General features: G+C 36.1%; 19 protein-coding genes. 11 read left to right on the top strand and 8 right to left on the bottom strand.

All coding sequences use genetic code 11. The features are described from left to right. The first annotated feature begins 505 nt into the window (after window positions 1-505). On the top strand, window positions 506-1,966 hold the full coding sequence (locus tag I6760_RS01095) for a pyruvate carboxylase subunit B (RefSeq protein WP_196594706.1): 1,461 nt from the start codon (window positions 506-508) through the stop codon (window positions 1,964-1,966). A gap of 381 nt (window positions 1,967-2,347) precedes the next feature. On the opposite strand, the gene ltrA is transcribed toward I6760_RS01095, so the two are convergent. From ltrA to I6760_RS01060, 7 genes are all read right to left on the bottom strand, one after another. Then, window positions 2,348-3,730, bottom strand: coding sequence for a group II intron reverse transcriptase/maturase (gene ltrA, locus I6760_RS01090; RefSeq protein WP_231036020.1), 1,383 nt, complete (start codon window positions 3,728-3,730; stop codon window positions 2,348-2,350). A gap of 456 nt (window positions 3,731-4,186) precedes the next feature. Continuing rightward, complete coding sequence (gene ftsH / locus I6760_RS01085) at window positions 4,187-6,154, bottom strand: ATP-dependent zinc metalloprotease FtsH (RefSeq protein ID WP_196592693.1); 1,968 nt, start codon at window positions 6,152-6,154, stop codon at window positions 4,187-4,189. 97 nt (window positions 6,155-6,251) lie between these two features. Further along, window positions 6,252-6,788, bottom strand: coding sequence for a hypoxanthine phosphoribosyltransferase (hpt, locus tag I6760_RS01080; RefSeq protein WP_196592691.1), 537 nt, complete (start codon window positions 6,786-6,788; stop codon window positions 6,252-6,254). A gap of 22 nt (window positions 6,789-6,810) precedes the next feature. Beyond that, window positions 6,811-8,196, bottom strand: a complete 1,386-nt coding sequence (tilS, locus tag I6760_RS01075) for a tRNA lysidine(34) synthetase TilS (RefSeq protein WP_196592689.1) — start codon at window positions 8,194-8,196, stop codon at window positions 6,811-6,813. Between the two features lie 69 nt (window positions 8,197-8,265). Continuing rightward, window positions 8,266-8,721 (bottom strand): S1 RNA-binding domain-containing protein, encoded by a 456-nt coding sequence (locus tag I6760_RS01070; protein ID WP_196592684.1) that lies wholly within the window; start codon window positions 8,719-8,721, stop codon window positions 8,266-8,268. Between the two features lie 93 nt (window positions 8,722-8,814). After that, window positions 8,815-9,093, bottom strand: a complete 279-nt coding sequence (locus I6760_RS01065; RefSeq protein WP_196592683.1) for an FtsB family cell division protein — start codon at window positions 9,091-9,093, stop codon at window positions 8,815-8,817. 304 nt (window positions 9,094-9,397) lie between these two features. Further along, the gene (locus tag I6760_RS01060; RefSeq protein WP_196592682.1) at window positions 9,398-10,519 is read right to left on the bottom strand and encodes an MGDG synthase family glycosyltransferase; all 1,122 of its coding nucleotides are present in this window, start codon (window positions 10,517-10,519) and stop codon (window positions 9,398-9,400) included. Window positions 10,520-10,860: 341 nt separating this feature from the next. On the opposite strand from I6760_RS01060, the gene recJ reads away from it, so the two are divergent. The 9 genes from recJ to I6760_RS01015 all read left to right on the top strand — a co-directional run bounded on the left by recJ (window position 10,861) and on the right by I6760_RS01015 (window position 18,088). After that, window positions 10,861-12,834 (top strand): single-stranded-DNA-specific exonuclease RecJ, encoded by a 1,974-nt coding sequence (gene recJ, locus I6760_RS01055; RefSeq protein ID WP_196592681.1) that lies wholly within the window; start codon window positions 10,861-10,863, stop codon window positions 12,832-12,834. Window positions 12,835-13,008: 174 nt separating this feature from the next. Continuing rightward, window positions 13,009-13,311 carry a FeoA family protein gene (locus tag I6760_RS01050; RefSeq protein WP_231036278.1) on the top strand — a complete coding sequence of 101 codons (303 nt, stop codon included), beginning with the start codon at window positions 13,009-13,011 and terminating at the stop codon, window positions 13,309-13,311. Window positions 13,312-13,327: 16 nt separating this feature from the next. Next, complete coding sequence (locus I6760_RS01045; RefSeq protein ID WP_196592680.1) at window positions 13,328-13,549, top strand: FeoA family protein; 222 nt, start codon at window positions 13,328-13,330, stop codon at window positions 13,547-13,549. Window positions 13,550-13,585: 36 nt separating this feature from the next. Next, window positions 13,586-15,730 (top strand): ferrous iron transport protein B, encoded by a 2,145-nt coding sequence (feoB, locus tag I6760_RS01040; RefSeq protein ID WP_196592679.1) that lies wholly within the window; start codon window positions 13,586-13,588, stop codon window positions 15,728-15,730. 19 nt (window positions 15,731-15,749) lie between these two features. Further along, window positions 15,750-15,926, top strand: coding sequence for a hypothetical protein (locus I6760_RS01035; protein ID WP_196592678.1), 177 nt, complete (start codon window positions 15,750-15,752; stop codon window positions 15,924-15,926). A gap of 233 nt (window positions 15,927-16,159) precedes the next feature. Further along, a complete protein-coding gene (locus I6760_RS01030; RefSeq protein WP_196592677.1) occupies window positions 16,160-16,540 on the top strand; it encodes a universal stress protein in 381 nt (126 codons plus the stop codon). A 12-nt stretch (window positions 16,541-16,552) separates the two neighbouring features. Beyond that, window positions 16,553-17,119: a gamma carbonic anhydrase family protein gene (locus I6760_RS01025; protein WP_231036023.1), complete on the top strand. Its 567-nt coding sequence runs from the start codon at window positions 16,553-16,555 to the stop codon at window positions 17,117-17,119. Continuing rightward, a complete protein-coding gene (gene ndk / locus I6760_RS01020; RefSeq protein WP_196592676.1) occupies window positions 17,085-17,507 on the top strand; it encodes a nucleoside-diphosphate kinase in 423 nt (140 codons plus the stop codon). The genes I6760_RS01025 and ndk overlap by 35 nt, the downstream gene beginning before the upstream one ends. 86 nt (window positions 17,508-17,593) lie before the next feature. Beyond that, window positions 17,594-18,088, top strand: a complete 495-nt coding sequence (locus tag I6760_RS01015; protein ID WP_196592675.1) for a cob(I)yrinic acid a,c-diamide adenosyltransferase — start codon at window positions 17,594-17,596, stop codon at window positions 18,086-18,088. Window positions 18,089-18,156: 68 nt separating this feature from the next. On the opposite strand, the gene I6760_RS01010 is transcribed toward I6760_RS01015, so the two are convergent. Continuing rightward, entirely contained in the window at window positions 18,157-18,912 is a 756-nt protein-coding gene (locus I6760_RS01010; RefSeq protein ID WP_196592674.1) for a tRNA threonylcarbamoyladenosine dehydratase, read from the bottom strand. A 280-nt stretch (window positions 18,913-19,192) separates the two neighbouring features. On the opposite strand from I6760_RS01010, the gene trhA reads away from it, so the two are divergent. Continuing rightward, entirely contained in the window at window positions 19,193-19,846 is a 654-nt protein-coding gene (trhA, locus tag I6760_RS01005; RefSeq protein ID WP_196592673.1) for a PAQR family membrane homeostasis protein TrhA, read from the top strand. Window positions 19,847-19,874: the final 28 nt, after the last annotated feature.

Here is a 19,874-nt window from a genome sequence, read left to right as displayed (position 1 = left end):
TGTTAACCAATTGACAATACAAATAATAAAATTTATACTATAATTATATTGGTTCATGAAAATGCATAGGGTTATAGTAGCGATATTTTTGCGGATAGATAAAAATGTAGCATTACTAAATTACCCATAAAACTGTTGCCTTTAGCATGGTAATAGCGGGTAAATGATTGTATCTTTTCGCATAAACTAAATATATGGGCAGGGCATTGTCCATTGCAGAGAGAGCTTGTAAAACCTGCTATTTAGAGGGTATAGCTCATTAATATCTCAGAATCCTTAGGGAATATGTCAAATTTTTATGATACGGCGGTATTGTTCAGTTGTTTTTAGGTAAGGGACAATCGCTACAAAATATCTACCGTAGAAACTACGGAATGTTACGCCTATGGAGAGAACCAGACAAACTTTGTTAAAACAAAGACAATGTGATCTCAATGAATTAGGAATCCCACACTTGTGTGGGAGGTTTTCAATGCATATCATAAAAGGAGTTGTTTTATTAATTATGGCAAAGGTTAAGATTACTGAAACAGTACTACGTGATGGTCATCAATCTCTTTTAGCTACAAGGATGAGGCTTTCACAGATGCTCCCCCAGTTGGAAGCACTTGATGCAATTGGCTATAAATCTCTTGAAGCATGGGGCGGGGCAACTTTTGACAGCTGTCTGCGTTTTCTTGATGAAGATCCATGGGAACGTCTTGATACTCTAAAAGCACATTTGAAAACTCCTATTCAAATGTTGCTGCGCGGTCAGAATATTTTAGGTTATAATCATTATCCCGATGATGTTGTTCGTGCTTTTGTAAAAAAAGCAGCTCAGCATGGTATTGGTGTATTTCGTATTTTTGATGCGCTGAATGATACACGCAATCTTAAAACAGCTATTGATGCAGCTAAAAAGGCAAAAGATGAAGTTGAACATTCTGTAGAAGTACAAGGCTGCCTTGTTTATACAATTGGCGGACCGCATACAACTAAAGAATTTGCTAAGCTGGCTAAGGAACTTGATAAAATGGGTGTAGACTCTATCTGTATTAAAGATATGTCAGGTCTCTTAAAACCATTTACAGCTACTGAACTGGTAAAAGAACTCAAAGCTGCCACTAAGTTGCCGATCCAGCTGCATACACATTGTACAAGCGGTTTTGGTTGCATGACTTATTTAAAAGCAATTGAAGCTGGTGTAGATGTTGTTGACTGTGCATTGTCACCATTCTCAATGGATACTTCACAGCCTTGTACAGAAACAATGGTTGCTACTTTAGAAGATACCGAATATGATACAGGTCTTGATCGTAAGGCTATGACTCCTATTGCTAAATATTTCCTTGGAGTTAAGAAAGACATAATAAAAGAATTTGGTCTTAAAGGCTATTTTGATGTTAACCCGAATGTTCTTGATTTCCAGATTCCAGGTGGTATGCTTTCAAATCTTGTAAATCAGCTTAAAGAACAAGGCATGGAAGATAAATATCAGGATTTGCTTGATGAAATGCCACGTGTGCGTGCTGATGCCGGATATCCGCCGCTTGTTACTCCGTCCAGTCAAATTGTTGGCACTATGGCAACGATGAATGTTATGACTGGAGAACGTTATAAAATGGTTCCAAAAGAATTTAAAGATCTTATCAGAGGTAAATTTGGTCGTACACCAGCTCCTGTAAGCGAAGAATTGCTGAAAAAGATTGGTATCAAGAAAGAAGATATGATTACTGATCGCCCTGCAGATCATCTTGAACCAGGCATGGAAAAGTTCAAAAAAGAACTTGCTGAAAAAGGTTATCCTAATGCCAGTGAAGAAGATGTTTTGTCTTATGCATTGTTCCCACAGGTTGCAGAAGAATTTTTCAAAAAACGTACTATTAAGAAACTGGCAGCTCTTGGTCGTGCAAACGCTAGTGATGAAGATGTACTTTTGTATAACCTTAATAATACAATCGCAGAAAAGTTTTTTAAAGGTTAATAATATTATAATATAAGCGAGAATTTTTCCACATCTTATGTTGTATTGAATTGCCGTAGAAAAAGACTAACCAACGTATTCACGGGGTTAGTCTTTTTTCGTATAAGTATAAAGTTATATTGAAACAAGAAGCACTTTAAAAGAATTGGTTCTCGACAGTATAAGATATAACACAATGTATTGACAGGCATATCAACATAGGAGAAAAATCATAAGACTTGAATTGATGTAACATTCGTTATATTTTTTGTACCATTAGCACAATGCGAATGGTATATTAAAATATTAATAGATAAAATCGAGTAGGAGGTCACTCATTAATTGAATGACCGACCTCTCACACCACCGTACTTACTGTTCAGTATACGGCGGTTCAATAATTTAACGTGAATGAAACATCTCATATTTCTTGGCTATATTCATATAACCAAGCGACTCAAGATATTTATCTGTTAGTGTTTTGCCTAATATTGGACTGTTTGCGATGCGCCAGTACCCCAGTCTTGTATTGGCATACTCCCACGCCTTGCCTTTGTACAATCCTAATCGATTCAGATTTTTAAATCTCGCGGAAATTTTCTTCCACTGTTTCCACAGATACATTCTCAATCTACGCCTAATCCACTGGTTTAAATCTTGTATTCTGCTGCGCATATCGCTTATGGAAAAGTAATTAAGCCAGCCTATTGTATAATTTTTTAATTCAAGCAAGATGCTTTCTATTGACCGGCCGCGACTGCGGCCGGTTATTTCTTTCACCTTTTGCTTGAATTTCCGGATTACATTTTGGTGTGGCCTGATTCCTATTTTCCCTACTACTTTGTGCAGAGAAAATCCTAAAAACTTTTCCCGCAATGGGCTGCCTATTTTACTTTTCTTCCGGTTGACTTTTAGTTTCAGTTTTCCTTCAAGATAGTTTATACAGCTCTCCATTACACGTTTTGCCGCTCTTGGCGTTTTTACATAGATGTTACAGTCATCGGCGTATCTTACAAATTTATGTCCCCTGCTTTCTAGCAGTTTGTCAAATTTTGTAAGATAGATGTTAGACAGTAATGGTGACAGGTTTCCTCCCTGCGGCGTTCCTGCCATTGTCGGGCTTATTATTCCGCCTTCCATTACTCCGCTCTTTAAATATTTTCGGATGAGTGCTATTGCGCGCTCATCCTGTATTTCTTCTCGGAGCATGTTTATGAGCATGTCATGATTTACCGTGTCAAAGTACTGTGCAAGGTCAAGGTCCACTATTTTAGTGTATCCTTCTTTATAATAGGCTTCCGCCTGTTTTATGGCCAGGTGCGCACTCTTTCCCGGTCTGAATCCATAACTGTTGTCTGAGAATGTCTGTTCGAAAATTGGCTGTAGTACCTGCATTATTGCTTGTTGTATTACTCTGTCCAGTACTGTTGGTATGCCAAGCTTTCTTTTCCCTCCGTCTGGCTTAGGTATTTCTACCCGCCGTACCGGCTGTGGTTTATATTTCCCGTTCTTTAGCGATTCAAGGAATTCTTCCTTATGTTCTTTTAACCATCCGTACATTTCGTCAACTTTCATGCCATCTACTCCGGCTGCGCCTTTCTTTCGCTTTACCCTGAGATAGGCTTCATTGAGATTTGCCGGACTTAGGATTATTTCTAACAGGTTCACACGGTTCTTTGTTGCAGTTCCCAGCGATGTCATGCTCTGCGCTCCCTTGCTACTATCTGTTTCCAACATACCCTTACAAGGGCAGTCCATTTTATTGGTTTTCTGCTTTCTTTGCATGACTTCTCCTCCCTCTGCCCAAGAACGCTATTATTGTTCGGTCCTTCCTGGATTTCTTCCAGTACTATGACCTCAGCTGACTTCTCACGATAAATCTTATTTCAACCATGTTTCAATTTTATTTCTGCATGTCCGCGAGACCTCCCCGGGTAAGAACGCAGTCTTTCTCTCCATCCATCTGCCACATTTACAGGATTGGCCTCGAATAGTTTTGGGCTTTGGTTTGTCTAGCAACCTTACCCGGTTACTCCTGCCTTATATGTGATTTCTGTTCGTCAGACCAGAGATTTGCCGCTGGCTTCCTTTAGATTCCACCTCGCGATGGACACCCTTGCCTTAAGCTATGTGCTTGGCACTATTAACCTGCACTCGGGACTTTCACCCGTTAGACTGCGCCCATGCCGGGCACACTAGAAAAATGACCCTGCTGTTATTTTATCAGCAGGGTCATAACTTTTATTTATTATTTACTGTAAGATTATAATCAAATTTAGGCTTATTGTTGATAGTAGTATCTTTTGATTCATTAGACTTATCCGAAGTAGTAGTTTCTTTTGGTGATTCAGGTGTAAAAGTATCTGCTCCATGACTGTTAGAATCATTATTATCATCATCTTCACGAAGTCTGCCGGTTTCCATAAGTTCTTTTAATTGTTCAGCTGATAATGTTTCATGTTCAATAAGTTTTGCTGCGAGTAAATGAAGCTTATCTATATTTTCTACGATAAGAGTGCGACATTCTTCGTAGGCTTCTTCAATGTAATGGCGTACTTCCTTATCAATTTCACAAGCAATTTCTTCACTATAATTGCGTTGATTATTAAAATCACGTCCTAAAAAGACTTGATGATCATTGCCCTCACCAAATGATATAGGACCAAGAACATCACTCATGCCATATTGCATAATCATGTCACGAACAATACGGGAAGCTTGTTTAATATCATTTTGTGCGCCTGTACTGATTTCTTTCAAGATTACTTCTTCAGCCACGCGCCCGCCTAATGTAACTTTTAATTGATCCATAAGTTCACTGCGTGTATGATAGGAACGATCTTCTTTAGGAAGACTTAATGTATACCCGCCGGCACGGCCACGAGGAATAATAGTTACCTTATGCACCGGGTCCGCCTTTGGCAGCAATAGTCCAGCTAATGCATGTCCGCCTTCGTGATAGGCCGTAAGGCGTTTGTCTTCATCACTTATCACTTTAGATTTCCTTTCAGGTCCAACCATAACACGTTCTATGGATTCTTCAAGTTCATTCATGCCAATGGTTTTCTTATTGCGTCGGGCTGATAACAAAGCTCCTTCATTTATCAGGTTGCTTAAATCCGCTCCGGTAAAACCGGGTGTTTGTCGGGCAAGAATACCTAAATCTACATTTTTGTCTATAGGTTTATTTCTTGCATGTACTTCTAATATAGCTGTACGGCCCTTTATATCTGGGCGGTCAACTACTATTTGCCGGTCAAAACGACCTGGACGCAAAAGCGCCGGGTCAAGAATATCAGGACGATTAGTGGCAGCTATTATAATGATACCTTCATTAGCAGCAAATCCATCCATTTCAACCAAAAGCTGGTTTAATGTTTGTTCACGTTCGTCGTGTCCACCGCCAAGACCAGCACCACGCTGACGGCCGACAGCATCAATTTCATCAATAAATACTATGCATGGGGCATTCTTTTTTGCCTGGTCAAATAAATCACGTACACGCGAAGCACCAACGCCCACAAACATTTCCACGAAGTCAGAACCACTTATAGTAAAGAAAGGAACACCTGCTTCACCGGCTACAGCTTTTGCCAGTAAAGTTTTACCTGTACCTGGAGGGCCAAATAATAGTACACCCTTTGGAATACGTGCTCCCAGATCATTGAATTTTTTAGGATGTTTCAAAAATTCAACAACTTCTTCCAGATCCTGCTTTGCCTCATCTGCGCCTGCAACATCGTTGAAAGTAACCTTTACTTTATTACTGTTCATTTTGGCCCGGCTTTTACCAAAGGACATTACACGATTGCCGCCGCCCTGTGTCTGCTGCATGATAAAAAACCATACACCGATAAGCAGAAGAATAGGTAAAATAGACGTAAAGATTGTTGTCCACCATGGTGGATCGGGTGGATTTTCAGCTTTTATTTCTACACCATTTGCCTGTAATTTTTCCAATAACAAATTATCGCTGTTGGGATAAGTAGGAGCAATAGTAGTAAACTTTGTTCCATCAGTTAATGTGCCGCTTATGGTATTCTCAACAATAGTAATTCTCGAAACTCTTTTTTCATTTACTTGCTGCAGAAATTGCGTATAATTAATTTCTGGCTTTTTGGTCGAAGTAGTATGAAAATAATCTATTAACGAAACTGCTATTAATATAATTAGTACATAAAAACCGGCATTTCGCAGAAACTTATTCAATATTTAATCCTCCTTAATGTAGCTTATTATATATAAAGCTTACGAAACAACATTATATCATTAATTCCTGAATTTCTCAATTGCCAGAAATCTGAACTCAGGAATAGATTTCTTTTTTCAAGACACCAATGTATGGCAGATTACGATATTTGCTGGCATAATCCAGACCATATCCGACGATGAATTCATCTGGAACATCAAAGCCAATATAGTCTCCTTTTATATCCGTTCTTCTACCATCAGGTTTATTAAGCATGGCACATAATTTTACACTGGCAGCCTTTCTATGTTCAAAATTTTCTTTTAAATATTTTAAAGTAAGACCGGAATCAATAATATCTTCAACAATTATTACATGTTTATTCTCTATATCTGTATCAATATCCTTTAATATTCTTACAGTTCCACTTGTCTTCGTGCTGGCACCATAACTGGAAGCTGCCATAAAATCGAATTTTACGGGAATTTTGATTTCACGTATCAAATCAGAGAAAAATACAATTGCACCTTTTAAAATTCCAACTGTTACTATTTCTTTGCCAGCATAGTCTTTTGTGATTTGTTTTCCTAATTCTTTGACACGTATTGATATTTGCTTTTCGGTAAATAAAATTTTTTCTAAATCGCTGTGCATAAGGAACCGCCTTTCGTTTAATTCATTTGCTGTTTTGGGTGTTAAGAGTTAGCTGAATAATGTTAGTGCTACTAGATTGAGGAAAATAGCGTTGATCCTGTTGGATACCGACTACCCATATAATGCCCTTTTGATCACATAGAAGAGGAATTTTGCTGCGTTGTTCACGGGGTATTTTATTATCAATCAATAAATTTTTGATTTTTTTACGACCATTTAGGCCTTTAGGATAAAAAAAATCGCCATTTTTTCGTGACCGTATAATGAGTTTGCCACATATTTTATCAGTATCTATATAGCAAAGCCGACGGTCTTTTTGCCCTTCATATGAATTAACTGTTATAGCCGATATACTGCCCAGTAGAAAAGGTAGAGTTGTTGTCCCAGCAGTATTTATGGATATAGGTTCTATTTCCATTTTCTGAGAAGATTTTTCCGCAATTGTCAAGACTAAATTATTATATTCGATAATAACAATTATGTTATGGGGCAGATTTAAGGAGGAACCAGTTTTAGCTTTTGCAGCTAGGGATAATATGTTGTCAATATGAATATTTTCTATATCAATTGTATTATTGCATAAATCACTTATGGCTGCACGCAGCGTCTGGCGCTTTATAGCTATATGCTGTTTGGTAAATTCAGGCAATGGCAGGAGTAATCTATTATTTTTTTTTATAACAATAGATTTATAAACATCGTCAGCATAAGTTGTAATAAAGTCATTTTCTTCCGCAATGAGGGAAGCAGTTCGGCATAATGTTTCTTCTATATTAGGATTATATTTATGTAAAAAAGGAAGTAGTTTCAAACGAATACTGTTACGTGTATAGTTAGTATCATAATTTGTAGTATCTGTCCGAAAAACTAAATTATATTGACTACAATATGATTTAATCTGGCTGCGGGTACAATTGAGTAAAGGACGTATGATATTATTTGTGCGGGGATTTATACCGGAAAGTCCTTTGGTGCCGGCTCCCCGTATCATATGCATCAAAATTGTTTCAGCCTGGTCTCCGCGGTGATGAGCTATTGCTATCGATGTACAGTGCAGTACTGTTGCTGTTTGTTGTAAAAATGAATAACGCAAAATACGGGCCGCAGCTTCAACAGAAAGCTTATTTTTCTCTGCATAAGAAATAGCATTAACTTTTTTCAAATAAAATGGAAGATTATTTTTTTGACAGAAATCCTTAACAAATGCAGCATCCTGAACAGATGCCCGGCCGCGTATGCCATGTTCAACATGAGCAACAGATACTGTTAGATTATAAGCAGCTGCCAGTCTTATAAATATATGAACCATGCACAAAGAGTCAGGACCGCCTGAACATGCTAAAAGAATATGATCATTATAAGAAAAAAGTCTATGTTTTTGGCAAAAAGCAACTATCTGTTTTAACATATTTACCTCTAATATATAGATACATACAAAAAGCACCCTTTTCATAGAGTGCTTTTGGAAAATTATAAATTATTCATAATGGCGTGAACCGCGGCCGCCACGCTTTGAATCAGTTTTTTTCCGCAAGTCCGTTAGTTTTTCGTCACTGTCTTTTAAAAACTTGGAAAGCTTATCTTCAAAAGAAGCAGGTCCTGGATTGTTTTGTCTGCGACGGTCATTAGTAAATGATTTCCGTGGAACAAATTTAGGAGCAACAGCATTATTTTTTGGTGTAATGGCCTGGGGAGGTTTTTTTTCTTGAAGTTGCTTTATAGAAAGTCCAATTTTATTGCCGTCTATTGTTAAAACTTTAACTTTTACTTTATCGCGTTCTTTAAGAAAATCTTTTACGTCCTTAACATATACATCGGCAACTTCCGATATATGAACCAGACCTACTTTACCTCCGGGCAATTCGATAAATGCACCAAAATTCGTTATTCCCGTTACTGTACCTTCAAGTATACTGCCAACTTCAATTGACATAAAATTACTGAATCCTCCTTAAAATAAAGCCATTTTAATGGTATTATAACCTTAGAATATTAATAGTGTCAAGATAATAAAAGATAAATATACCTATTTCTTGCTAGATGCTATATATGGAATTTCCCCCTTTTTTGTCATACCCAGTTCATTGCGGGCAATTTTTTCGATATATTTCGGATCCTGTAATGACTTTTTTTCAGCAGAAAGTTTACGATTTTCAGCCAAAACAGTATCTAACTGTTGTTGTATCATAGACTGTTCAGAAGAAATATTATTTATATAGATTTGCTGTTTTATGGCAATATATGAAAAATAACCAATAACAGCTGCAAAAATAAGAATAAAAAAATTAAAATGACGTTTTTTCATAATAGTCACTTCCCAATATACAATAATACAATTATAAAATAGATTACCATAATATATTTCTACCACTTAATATCTATGTATCTGAAGTGGCAGTTTAGTTGATATAACTAATATTATAAGTGTAAGTTAGTCTAGACCTGGCTTTACCATTCATCGGTCACTTGTAATATCATTTAGGCAAGGAAGTTATACCCTGTTAGTTAAAGTATACCAAATATATATACTACTATAATTATAGCAGGAAAAGAGAAATAAATGCATATTAAAAAATAATTTTAGTAGATTTTAATAAAATAATTCACTTTTACATAAAACTATTGCTGATTATATTTACAATATCTGCTGCGGCATGAGGTTTTTTTATACATTGGGCTTTTTTCTTCATCCACATCAAGCGTTCTTTATCCGTTAAAAGGTTTTTGACAGTTTCACTGAGATATTCCGGTTTTTGGATTGATATTGCAGCACCGTTATCAGATAAATATGCCGCATTTTGGGCTTCCGGTCCAGGAATAGGGGCATGCAGTATCATTGGCAGTTCCATAGCCATAGCTTCACTAATAGTTAAGGCGCCTGGTTTACTTATAAGCAGAGAAGAAACAGACATAAGTTCATTTATAGTGTGGGAATAGCCCCACACCCTTATTAAATGACGTGAGTGGATAAGGTAATTGTTTACTTCTGACCATAAAGAAACATTAGCTCCGGCTACTACGAGAATTTGAATTGGCATTGTTAAAGTTTCTAAAGCTTCCAAGGCATATTTAACGCCGCCTAATCCTAGACCACCCCCCATTATAAGGATGATAGGCATATTATTTTTTAGTTCAAATTTTTTAAGCAAAGCTTTTTTATCATAGACTTCACTAAAACATTTATTAATCGGAATACCAGTAACGGCAATATGGTCATTGTTTATACCACGTTCATTAAGTTCTTCCCGCATTTTTTCATGGGCAACGAAATACATATCGACATTTTTATATATCCAGATTTGGTGCAGACAAAAGTCCGTAATTATTGTAAACAATCGGGTATTTATTTTTTGTTTTTCCTTTAAATAAGAAGCAGCTGCACAAGGAAAAGGATGGGTACAAATAATAATGTCTGGTTGATATTTTTTTACAATAGATGTCATATTGCGTTTCATAAAATGAGCCAGCAGCACTTGTACAGAAGAACCTTTTAAACGTCCGGCTGTAAAATTATAAAGAAATTTATACAATGTTGGGACAAAATCAAGCATCTTCAAGTATATTTCCTTTAACAAATCGTTTAAATATGCTGTTTCTGGTGACATAAAATCAACGATATTGACATTTATTTCGGGATATTTCGCTTTTAATTCGTTGCTTACAGCCGCTGCAGCTTTATTATGCCCTGATCCAATAGATGCCGTAATAATAAGAACATTTTTTTGTGTCATGGATGACTTTTCCTCCAACCTGCTGATATTGAAAAGCAGAATTGACGTTATATTATAATATCTAAAAATTGAAAATAAAATTTTTCAAAAACATATTAATAAAGCGAAGATTTTCTTCGCTGTTATTCTCTGCTAATGAATTAAACAAGAATAATAGAATGCATCGAACCATATTATTCTAATACGTAGTTTGTATTTTATCATATAGTTTTGTTCATGTAAAATATTTATGGTATAAATTAATATGTTATAATAGTTATACTACAAAGATATAAATAAAATCAGCAGAATAGTGAGAGATTTTCCTGATAATATTGTGCTTGAGGAGATTAATTGATTAAATGGTTAAAAGATGGCATATTGTAAGTAATAATCAACAAAGTTGTGGTGAATTTGCTAAAGTGTTGAATATATCACCTATTATAGCAGCAATTCTGTTGAATAAAAATTTAACACAGGAAGAAGCAGAGATTTTTCTACATACAGAACAGCAGAAATTTTATGATCCTTTGCTTTTACCTAACATGCGGGCAGCTGTGGCTCGTATAATAGCTGCCATTTATAAAAAAGAACATATAACGATATTTGGTGATTATGATGTTGATGGAATAACGGCTACTACATTACTATATAAGACGCTAAAAAAGTTAGGAGCAGATGCAGCATATTATCTGCCAGACCGGCAGACAGAAGGATATGGAGTGCATAAGGAAGCTGTAGATAAATTCATTGGGAAAACCAATCTGCTTATAACAGTGGATTGTGGCATAAGATCAATAGATGAATTGAGATATGCGGGAGATTATATGGATGTAATTGTTACAGACCATCATTTACCAGGTGAAACATTGCCAGAAGCAGTAGCTGTTATTGATCCCCAAAGAGCTGATAGTGATTATCCAGATAAAAATTTGGCTGGTGTCGGAGTAGCTTTTAAACTTTGTCAGGCATTATGGCAGTCGATAAAAAAGGAACCATTTGAACAGTATCTTGATGTTGCTGCTTTGGGAACAGTCGCAGATATTGTACCGCTTATCGGGGAGAACAGGAAAATTGTAAAAATGGGCTTGGCATCCATAACTAATATGGGAATATTAAAATTAATTGAAGTATGCAATTTGTCCAGGGATAAAATAACAGCCGGACATATTGGATTTGTATTAGGTCCCAGGCTTAATGCAGCAGGAAGGCTCAAACATGCGAGTATGGGAGTGGAACTGTTACTGAGTGAAGATGCAGATGAAGCATATAAATTGGCACTTGAGCTTGACAAGGAAAACAAAATACGGCAAGAGCTTGTTGAAACTGCTTTTAAAGAAGCGGTAAAAATAATAGAAAAAAATAAATACCAAAATGAAGCAGCAATAGTTGTAGCAGCCAGAAATTGGCACCAGGGAATAATCGGTATAGCAGCGTCACGTATAGTTGATGCATATTACCGACCGACAGTTGTGATAAGCCTGGATGAAGATGGTATGGGAAAGGGATCATGCAGAAGCATAAAGGAATTTAATATTTGTGAGGCCTTAGAAAAATGCAGTGACTGCTTAGCAGCTTTCGGCGGCCATGCAATGGCTGCCGGATTGTCGCTTAAAGAAGAAAACATAAATGAATTTCGCAGAACTTTTACCCATTACGCAGAAATGATATTAACAAATGATGATATGCAGCCAATTGTGGAGATCGCTCAGGTAGTGCAGCCGGAATTAATTAATAAAAAAATGATAGCAGATTTATCTTTATTAGAACCTTTTGGCATGGGAAATCCGGCTCCCAGCTTTTTATGTGGTGGAATACAGCCTTATAATGTAAAAAAGATAGGAAAAACGAAACAGCATTTAAAATTTAATTTCACGGCGCAGAATAAACAGTATACTGCTCTTGGCTGGAATATAGGAGAATATGCGGACATTATAGAAACAAAAAAAGTTGACTTAGTGTTTCAGCCGGAAATTAACGTATGGAATGATAGAGAATACATACAATTAAAAATAAAGGATATAAAAATAAGTGCAGCTGGGAAAAAATATCCGTCCCATGATATGATAGCAGCAGTTTATCTTTTTCTTAAAAAAAAGATAAACGAAAATGGCGGAAAATGGTTTTTTAATGAGCAAAAAATGATTAGTACTTATTTGAATGAAGAAATATATAATATTAGTGAAGAAAATATTATATATTGTCTTAAAGTTTTATGTGAAATTCAGGTAATATTGTTTGATAAAAAGAATATGGCATGCACTTTGCCAGTAGGTCTGAAAGAAAAAAAAGATATTAATACATCGGTAACTTTTTTGGAGCGGTATACAAATTAAGAAGTTGGAAACTCATGCTGCTGCGGCAATAAAAATAAATATAGTAAGAGATAAAAAAACTGTATTTAGAAAAAAAAATACAGTTTTTTGTTGAAATGTTATTGACAATCATTATCATTATCGGTATTATATTAATGTAATGATAATAAATATCAATAATAAAACACAGAGGTGATGATGATGGCGATTGCTGTTAGAGAAGAAAGTTTACAGCTTAATAGAACATCATGTGACGAGTGTGAAAATTTTACAAAAAAGGAGCAGACCATGCCACTACTAATGGTAGATCGGGGCAAACCTGTAATTATCCGCAAAATAACAGGACGTGATAATGTAAGGCAACATTTAGCTGAACTGGGACTCACAGTTGATAGTAAAGTAACTGTAATGAATTCTATAGGGGGAAACCTTATATTACAGGTAAAGGACAGCCGTATTGCTTTAGACAGAAAAATGGCTGGACATATTATGGTATGAATAGGGAGGCTAATATATGAAATGTCTTAGTGATGCAAAAGTAGGCGAAACTGTAAAAGTTGTTAAATTAGAAGGCAAAGGACCTACTAAAAGAAGAATTATGGATATGGGAATAACTAAAGGAACGTCCATATATATACGTAAGGTAGCTCCTCTGGGAGATCCAGTTGAACTCAATGTGCGCGGTTATGAACTTTCAGTACGCAAAACAGAAGCAGATACTATTCAGGTAGAATAGGCATTATCGTAAATACAGAGGAGGAAGATGCATATCATGGGAATTACTATTGCCCTTGCCGGCAATCCCAACTGCGGAAAAACTACTTTATTTAATACTTTGACTGGCGGAACCGAATATGTCGGAAACTGGCCGGGGGTTACAGTAGAAAAGAAAGATGGTATATTAAAGAATCATCGTGATGTTATAATTCAGGATCTTCCAGGTATTTATTCCTTATCTCCATATAGTTTAGAAGAAACTGTTACGAGAAATTATTTAGTAAAACAGCGCCCGGATGTTATTATTAATATTGTTGACGGGACTAATATAGAAAGAAATTTATATCTTACAACACAGCTTATTGAGCTGGGAATACCCGTAATAGTAGCAATAAATATGGTTGATGTTGTAAGGAAAAAGGGCGATAAAATTGATATTGGCAGGCTTAGTGAAGCACTTAACTGTGAAGTCGTGACTATTAGCGCCTTGAAAAAAGAAGGCTGTCCGGAACTTACGGAAAAAGCAATTGCTCTGGCTGGAAAAACTGATCATATGGAGCTGCCGCATGTATATACGGGTAGTGTAGAACATGCGTTGGCACATATTGAAGAATCTATTGCAAATTATGTTTATAAGAACAGTCTGCGCTGGTATGCAATCAAAGTTTTTGAACGTGACGAAAAAGTCAGGAAAGCCTTAAATTTAAAACCAGAACTACTGGAACATTTGGAATTGCATATTACTGATTGTGAAAAGGAATTAGATGATGATGCTGAAAGCATTATCGTAAATCAGCGCTATGCATATATTGCAAAAGTTGTGGATACAGCCGTACAAAGAAAAGCACCTCAGGGCAGCCTTACTGTTTCAGATAAAATTGACCGAATTGTCACAAACAGAATTTTAGCACTGCCTATTTTTGCTGTTGTTATGACATTAATGTATTATATTTCTATTACTACTGTTGGTGCTGCTGCCACTGATTGGGTTAATGATACGTTTTTTGGTGATATTGTTACAAACGCAGCAACTGCCGGGCTGAATTCTATAGCTGCACCGGCATGGCTTTCCAGTCTGATAATCGATGGTATTATCGGTGGTGTCGGTACGGTACTGGGATTCGTTCCGCAGATTGTGCTTATTTTCCTATTCCTGTCCATATTGGAGGATTCAGGGTATATGGCACGTGTCGCTTTTATCATGGATCGTATTTTCCGCAGGTTTGGTTTATCGGGAAAATCATTTATTCCTGTTTTGATAGGTACTGGATGTGGTGTTCCGGCTATTATGGCAGCCCGTACGATTGAAGATGAAAAAGACAGGCGTATGACAATCATGCTGAGTACATTTATTCCCTGTACAGCTAAAACTGTAATTATTGGCATGATAACAGCTACCTTTTTCCCTGATACAGTCCTTATCGCTCCTGCAATGTATTTCCTGGGAATTGCCATTATCGTCGGTTCAGGAATCATACTGAAAAAGACAAGTTATTTTGGCGGGGATCCAGCACCGTTTGTAATGGAACTTCCTGCTTATCATGTTCCATCAGTAAAAGGTGTGCTAATTCACATGTGGGAACGTGCTAAATATTTTATTATTAAAGCTGGTACCATTATTTTTACGGCATGTATGGTGATCTGGTTCTTGTCTAAATTCAATTGGATGTTGGGAATGGTTGATAATATAGAAACGAGTATGCTGGCTGGTATCGGCAGCCTTGTTGGATGGATTTTTGCTCCGCTTGGGTTTGGTGATTGGAAGGGAGCAGTAGCTGTTATAAGTGCTGAAATGGCAAAAGAACAAGCTATTGGCACACTAGCGATATTGAGCAATGTATCAGATCCCCAAAATGATATGCTGGTTATGCAAGGAATACGATCCATGTTCACACCTATGGCAGCATTTTCTTATATGATACTTAATCTGTTTGATCCGCCTTGCATAGTAGCTATTGCAACTATTGCTCGGGAAATGAACAGCAAAAAATGGGCGGCGGCAGCAGTTGGTTACCAGATTGTCGTAGGCTATATATTGGCATTTATTTGCTATCAATTGGGAATGTATTTGTTTTATGGTGCTATATTTGGAACAGGACAGATAGTTGCCCTGGTATTCACAGCCTTGATAATATTTTTGCTTATGCGTCCGGGAACTGATTCCAAATCCAAAGCACTTCATTCGTTAGAAAATTCTTAAAAAAATAGGAGTGAGTTTTATGAACTTAGCATCTATTATTGTAGCAGCTATTATAATTGCTTTATTTATTGTTGCGGTGCGTTATTCGCTAAAAAGCCGTGGATGTCCTAGCTGCAATCATTGTACAGGAACCTGTGGGCATTGCAGCAGTAATATTTCCAGTTCAAAACCAGTTAAACATATAAATAAAACTTAAATAAAATTGCAGTAACAATATAAATAAAGAAAGAAAAATAAAAGGCTGTCATTAGGCTGCTTGTCGATAAAATGGATTCTATAAATAAAGAGTTTATTTTTAGCGCAAAAAGCTTTTCTGGCAGCTTTTTATTTTGCAATTTGTAAAAATCATTTGATAATAAAAAGGATTTTTACAAATTGGCAACGAAGATAAAGATTGTACAAACAATAATTTACTTAGGAGGGGCCATTATGGAAAAAATCAATAAAATATTAGTAGCAGCTGATGGCTCAGTAGATGGATGCAAGGCAGTAGATAAAGCTATTGATCTGGCACAACGGAGCGGGGCACAGCTCGATTTTGTCTATGTTTCTAGTCATATTAATAAAGATATACCAAGTGATCTGATTTTTAATAGTATATGGGCTAAACTGCCTGAAGGAGTAAAGGCAGTAAAACATGTGGAAAAAGGATCAGTCCATAAAATTATTGTAGAAATGGCAAAACGAGAAAAAGCTGACTTAATTATTATGGGAAGTCGTGGATTAGGACTTTTCAAAGGAGCACTTATCGGTAGCAAAAGCCAGAAGGTAGTGGAATATTCGGAAGTTCCTGTAATGGTAGTTAAGTAAGGAGGAATAAGAATGCCTGTTGTTCCTTATAAAGGTAAAATCCCATCTATTGGTAAAAATGTGTTTATAGCACCATCGGCTTATATAATCGGTGATGTTACAATAGGTGATAATTCTAGTATATGGTATAATGCAGTATTGCGCGGTGATATGAATGCTATTATTGTCGGGAGATATACCAATATACAGGATAATACTACTATTCATGTAATGGGATGTAAACCAACTGTGATTGGCAGTTATGTTACGATAGGACATAATGTAGTTCTGCACTGTGACAATATAGGCGATAATTCACTTATTGGCATGGGAAGCATAATGCTGGGGATGGGGAGTCTTGGCAGTAACAGTTTGATTGGTGCTGGCTCACTTGTTCCACATAATACAATACTTCCTTCTAATTCGATGATTTTGGGATCACCATGCAAGATAAAAAGAAAACTGCATGATGATGAAATTGAAGCAATACATCAATCAGCTATAAATTATCATTTATTGGCCCAAAATTATCAGGGAAAGGAAACAGGAGAGATAATATTTGAATATGGAAGAAAAAACACTGATTTTAATAAAACCTGATGCAGTAAAAGCAAAAAGCATAGGAAAAATATTAGAAATATATGAAAATAATAATTTTAAAATTATTGCTATGAAAATGCTTTGTATGACGGAAAGATTGGCTGCCAAGCACTATAACGAACATATAGGTAAGAATTTTTATAGTGGATTAGTTGAGTTTATGGTGTCAGGACCATTAATAGCTGCAGTTCTCCAAGGGGAAGATGTCATAAACAAAGTGCGGATACTTCACGGAGCTACTGATCCAGATAAAGCTGCTGAAGGAACGATACGCAATTTATTTGCAGAAAGTAAAGAGCATAACGCTGTTCATGCATCAGATAGCGTTGCTAGTGCAGACAGAGAGATACATGTGTTCTTTTCTGAAGCAGAAATTTTCGATATTTAGATAAATAGGCAGGATGTTTCTGCTTAAATACTGTATGTGTTATAAGAGGGGTATATCATATAATTCAAATGAAGGAGGGAACAATAATGTCGATTTCTACTAAAACCGGTGATAAGGGGGAAACAAGCTTATATACCGGACAAAGAGTAGATAAGAATTCGCCGCGGGTTGAAGCTTATGGCTCTGTAGATGAAATAAATTCTGCATTGGCACTAGCTCGGTCAGTATGCCAGAAGGAAGAAGTAAAGAAAAATATAAAATTTCTCCAAAAACTTAATATGTCTTTAATGACAGATCTGGCCAGCATAAATACGCAGCCAATTATAAGACAGAAAGAAGTCAGTATGTTAGAAGATCTTATCCATGATATAGAAAACAGACTGCCGGTGCTTAAAGAATTTATTGTACCAGGAAACACATTAGCCGGGGCTTTTCTGGATATGGCAAGATCTACGACAAGGCGTGCAGAGCGCCGGGTACTTGCTCTTGCGCAAAAAGAAGTAGTTTTTGATCAGGATAGACTGTATTTGAATAGATTATCAGATTTGTGTTTTTTGTTGATGCGTTTGGAAGAAGCGTAAAAACGATACTTTTATAAACGCATTAAAAAGGCTGTTGATGAAATGTTTTATTACATCAACAGCCTTTTTTAATTAGAAAGCAGCTCATTGATTATTTCTCCAGCCATAATGAGACCGGCAATAGGCGGAATGAAAGAATTACTGGCAGGTATCTGCCGTTTTTGCGTGCATTTCCGAGCTGTTCCCGGAGGACATATACAATGGGTTTTACAGCTTGCAGCCAGATCATTTACTGGTACTTTGGGTTTTTCTTTAGAATATATTACTTTAAGAGCTTTTACATGATGTTTTTTTAATTCTCTGCGCATGACTCTGGCCAGAGGGCACATAGAAGTTTTATATATATCAGTTACTTCAAAAGCAAGTGGATCAGTTTTGTTGCCAGCACCCATAGCACTTATTATCTTAGTGCCGCTTATCTGTGCTTGAACAGCAAGTTCTATTTTTCCACTTACAGTGTCTATAGCATCTACGATATAGTCAAATTTAGTGAAATTAAATTGCGCAGATGTTTCTGGAGAATAAAAAATTTTTCTTGTATTAACACGACATTTAGGATTTATTTGCATAATACGTTCTGCTGCGACATCTGTTTTATATTTTCCTATAGTAGTATGCAGCGCATATATTTGCCGATTTATGTTAGTTAAGCAGATTTTATCATCGTCAATAAGTTCAAGCTGACCAATGCCGCTTCGTGCTAAAGCTTCCACAGTATAGCCGCCTACACCGCCTAAACCAAAGACAGCTATTTTTTTCTCCATCAATAAATTAAGGGCATCTTTGCCATATAGCAATTCTGTTCGGGAAAATTCATTTAACATTTATTAATTCATCCTTTTACATATTTAAAATTAGGTAAAAATGAGAATAAATCTCAAAAACATGGTAGTTATCTTTATGATTCAGCAGTATTCATAGATATTTGCCAGAAATTTATTTAATAATATGTGCTATAATATAGAAAATAATCTTTACTGTATGACATTATTAATTTAATCATAATTATTAGTAATGTGCTGATTATCTTCAGCATAAAGATTATTTACCGTTTAGGTATTTCATGTAGTATTTATATTAATAGGAGAAAGGTAATAAGTAAAAATGTCTAAACTAAAAATAAATTTTGCATTAGAAGAAAAAATTAATGCAATTACGCATGGTATAGGGACTTTTTTGGCTGTGATTGGACTGATAATTCTCGTTGTCAGAGCCTATATAGATGGAGGAAAATGGCAGATGATTGCAGCTGTAGTATATGGTGTATCACTGGTGCTTTTATATCTGGCTTCAACTCTCTATCATAGTTTCAGCCGCAAACGGGTAAAAGATGTCCTGAAAATATTTGATCATTCAGCTATATATGTTTTAATAGCGGGGAATTATACACCATTTGCCTTATTATCACTGCATGGTACATTAGGCTGGGTATTGTTTGCTGTGGTATGGAGTCTGGCAGCAATAGGGATAGTATTTAAAATATTTTTTGTTAAAAGATTTAGGTTCTTTTCTACAATATGCTATTTATTAATGGGGTGGCTGGCTGTAATCGTGGTAAAACCCTTGCTTGCTGTATTACCAAGTGCGGCAATATACTGGCTTATTATTGGTGGTGTTTTATACACTATCGGAACAGTATTTTATCTTGATAAGAAGATTCCTTACAACCACGCTGTCTGGCATTTATTTGTAATTGGCGGAAGTATCGCTCATTTTATAAGTGTATTTAAATATGTAATGCCATTATCGGTTATTTAATTAAATGGCACAAAGGTTGGTTTCCTTT

This window comes from Pectinatus sottacetonis, from assembly GCF_015732155.1.
GTDB lineage: Bacteria > Bacillota > Negativicutes > Selenomonadales > Selenomonadaceae > Pectinatus > Pectinatus sottacetonis.
This window is presented reverse-complemented; position numbering and strand designations above follow the sequence as displayed.

Excerpts from the sequence above, each read along its gene's own strand:
- I6760_RS01015 (WP_196592675.1), top strand. The coding sequence starts at position 17,594 with ATGTCGATTTCTACTAAAACCGGTGATAAGGGGGAAACAAGCTTATAT.
- recJ (WP_196592681.1), top strand. The coding sequence starts at position 10,861 with ATGGTTAAAAGATGGCATATTGTAAGTAATAATCAACAAAGTTGTGGT.
- ndk (WP_196592676.1), top strand. The coding sequence starts at position 17,085 with ATGGAAGAAAAAACACTGATTTTAATAAAACCTGATGCAGTAAAAGCA.
- I6760_RS01010 (WP_196592674.1), bottom strand. The coding sequence starts at position 18,912 with ATGTTAAATGAATTTTCCCGAACAGAATTGCTATATGGCAAAGATGCC.
- I6760_RS01030 (WP_196592677.1), top strand. The coding sequence starts at position 16,160 with ATGGAAAAAATCAATAAAATATTAGTAGCAGCTGATGGCTCAGTAGAT.
- I6760_RS01095 (WP_196594706.1), top strand. The coding sequence starts at position 506 with ATGGCAAAGGTTAAGATTACTGAAACAGTACTACGTGATGGTCATCAA.
- hpt (WP_196592691.1), bottom strand. The coding sequence starts at position 6,788 with ATGCACAGCGATTTAGAAAAAATTTTATTTACCGAAAAGCAAATATCA.
- I6760_RS01025 (WP_231036023.1), top strand. The coding sequence starts at position 16,553 with ATGCCTGTTGTTCCTTATAAAGGTAAAATCCCATCTATTGGTAAAAAT.
- trhA (WP_196592673.1), top strand. The coding sequence starts at position 19,193 with ATGTCTAAACTAAAAATAAATTTTGCATTAGAAGAAAAAATTAATGCA.
- ltrA (WP_231036020.1), bottom strand. The coding sequence starts at position 3,730 with ATGCAAAGAAAGCAGAAAACCAATAAAATGGACTGCCCTTGTAAGGGT.
- tilS (WP_196592689.1), bottom strand. The coding sequence starts at position 8,196 with ATGTTAAAACAGATAGTTGCTTTTTGCCAAAAACATAGACTTTTTTCT.
- I6760_RS01060 (WP_196592682.1), bottom strand. The coding sequence starts at position 10,519 with ATGACACAAAAAAATGTTCTTATTATTACGGCATCTATTGGATCAGGG.
- feoB (WP_196592679.1), top strand. The coding sequence starts at position 13,586 with ATGGGAATTACTATTGCCCTTGCCGGCAATCCCAACTGCGGAAAAACT.
- I6760_RS01050 (WP_231036278.1), top strand. The coding sequence starts at position 13,009 with ATGATGATGGCGATTGCTGTTAGAGAAGAAAGTTTACAGCTTAATAGA.
- I6760_RS01045 (WP_196592680.1), top strand. The coding sequence starts at position 13,328 with ATGAAATGTCTTAGTGATGCAAAAGTAGGCGAAACTGTAAAAGTTGTT.
- I6760_RS01070 (WP_196592684.1), bottom strand. The coding sequence starts at position 8,721 with ATGTCAATTGAAGTTGGCAGTATACTTGAAGGTACAGTAACGGGAATA.
- I6760_RS01065 (WP_196592683.1), bottom strand. The coding sequence starts at position 9,093 with ATGAAAAAACGTCATTTTAATTTTTTTATTCTTATTTTTGCAGCTGTT.
- I6760_RS01035 (WP_196592678.1), top strand. The coding sequence starts at position 15,750 with ATGAACTTAGCATCTATTATTGTAGCAGCTATTATAATTGCTTTATTT.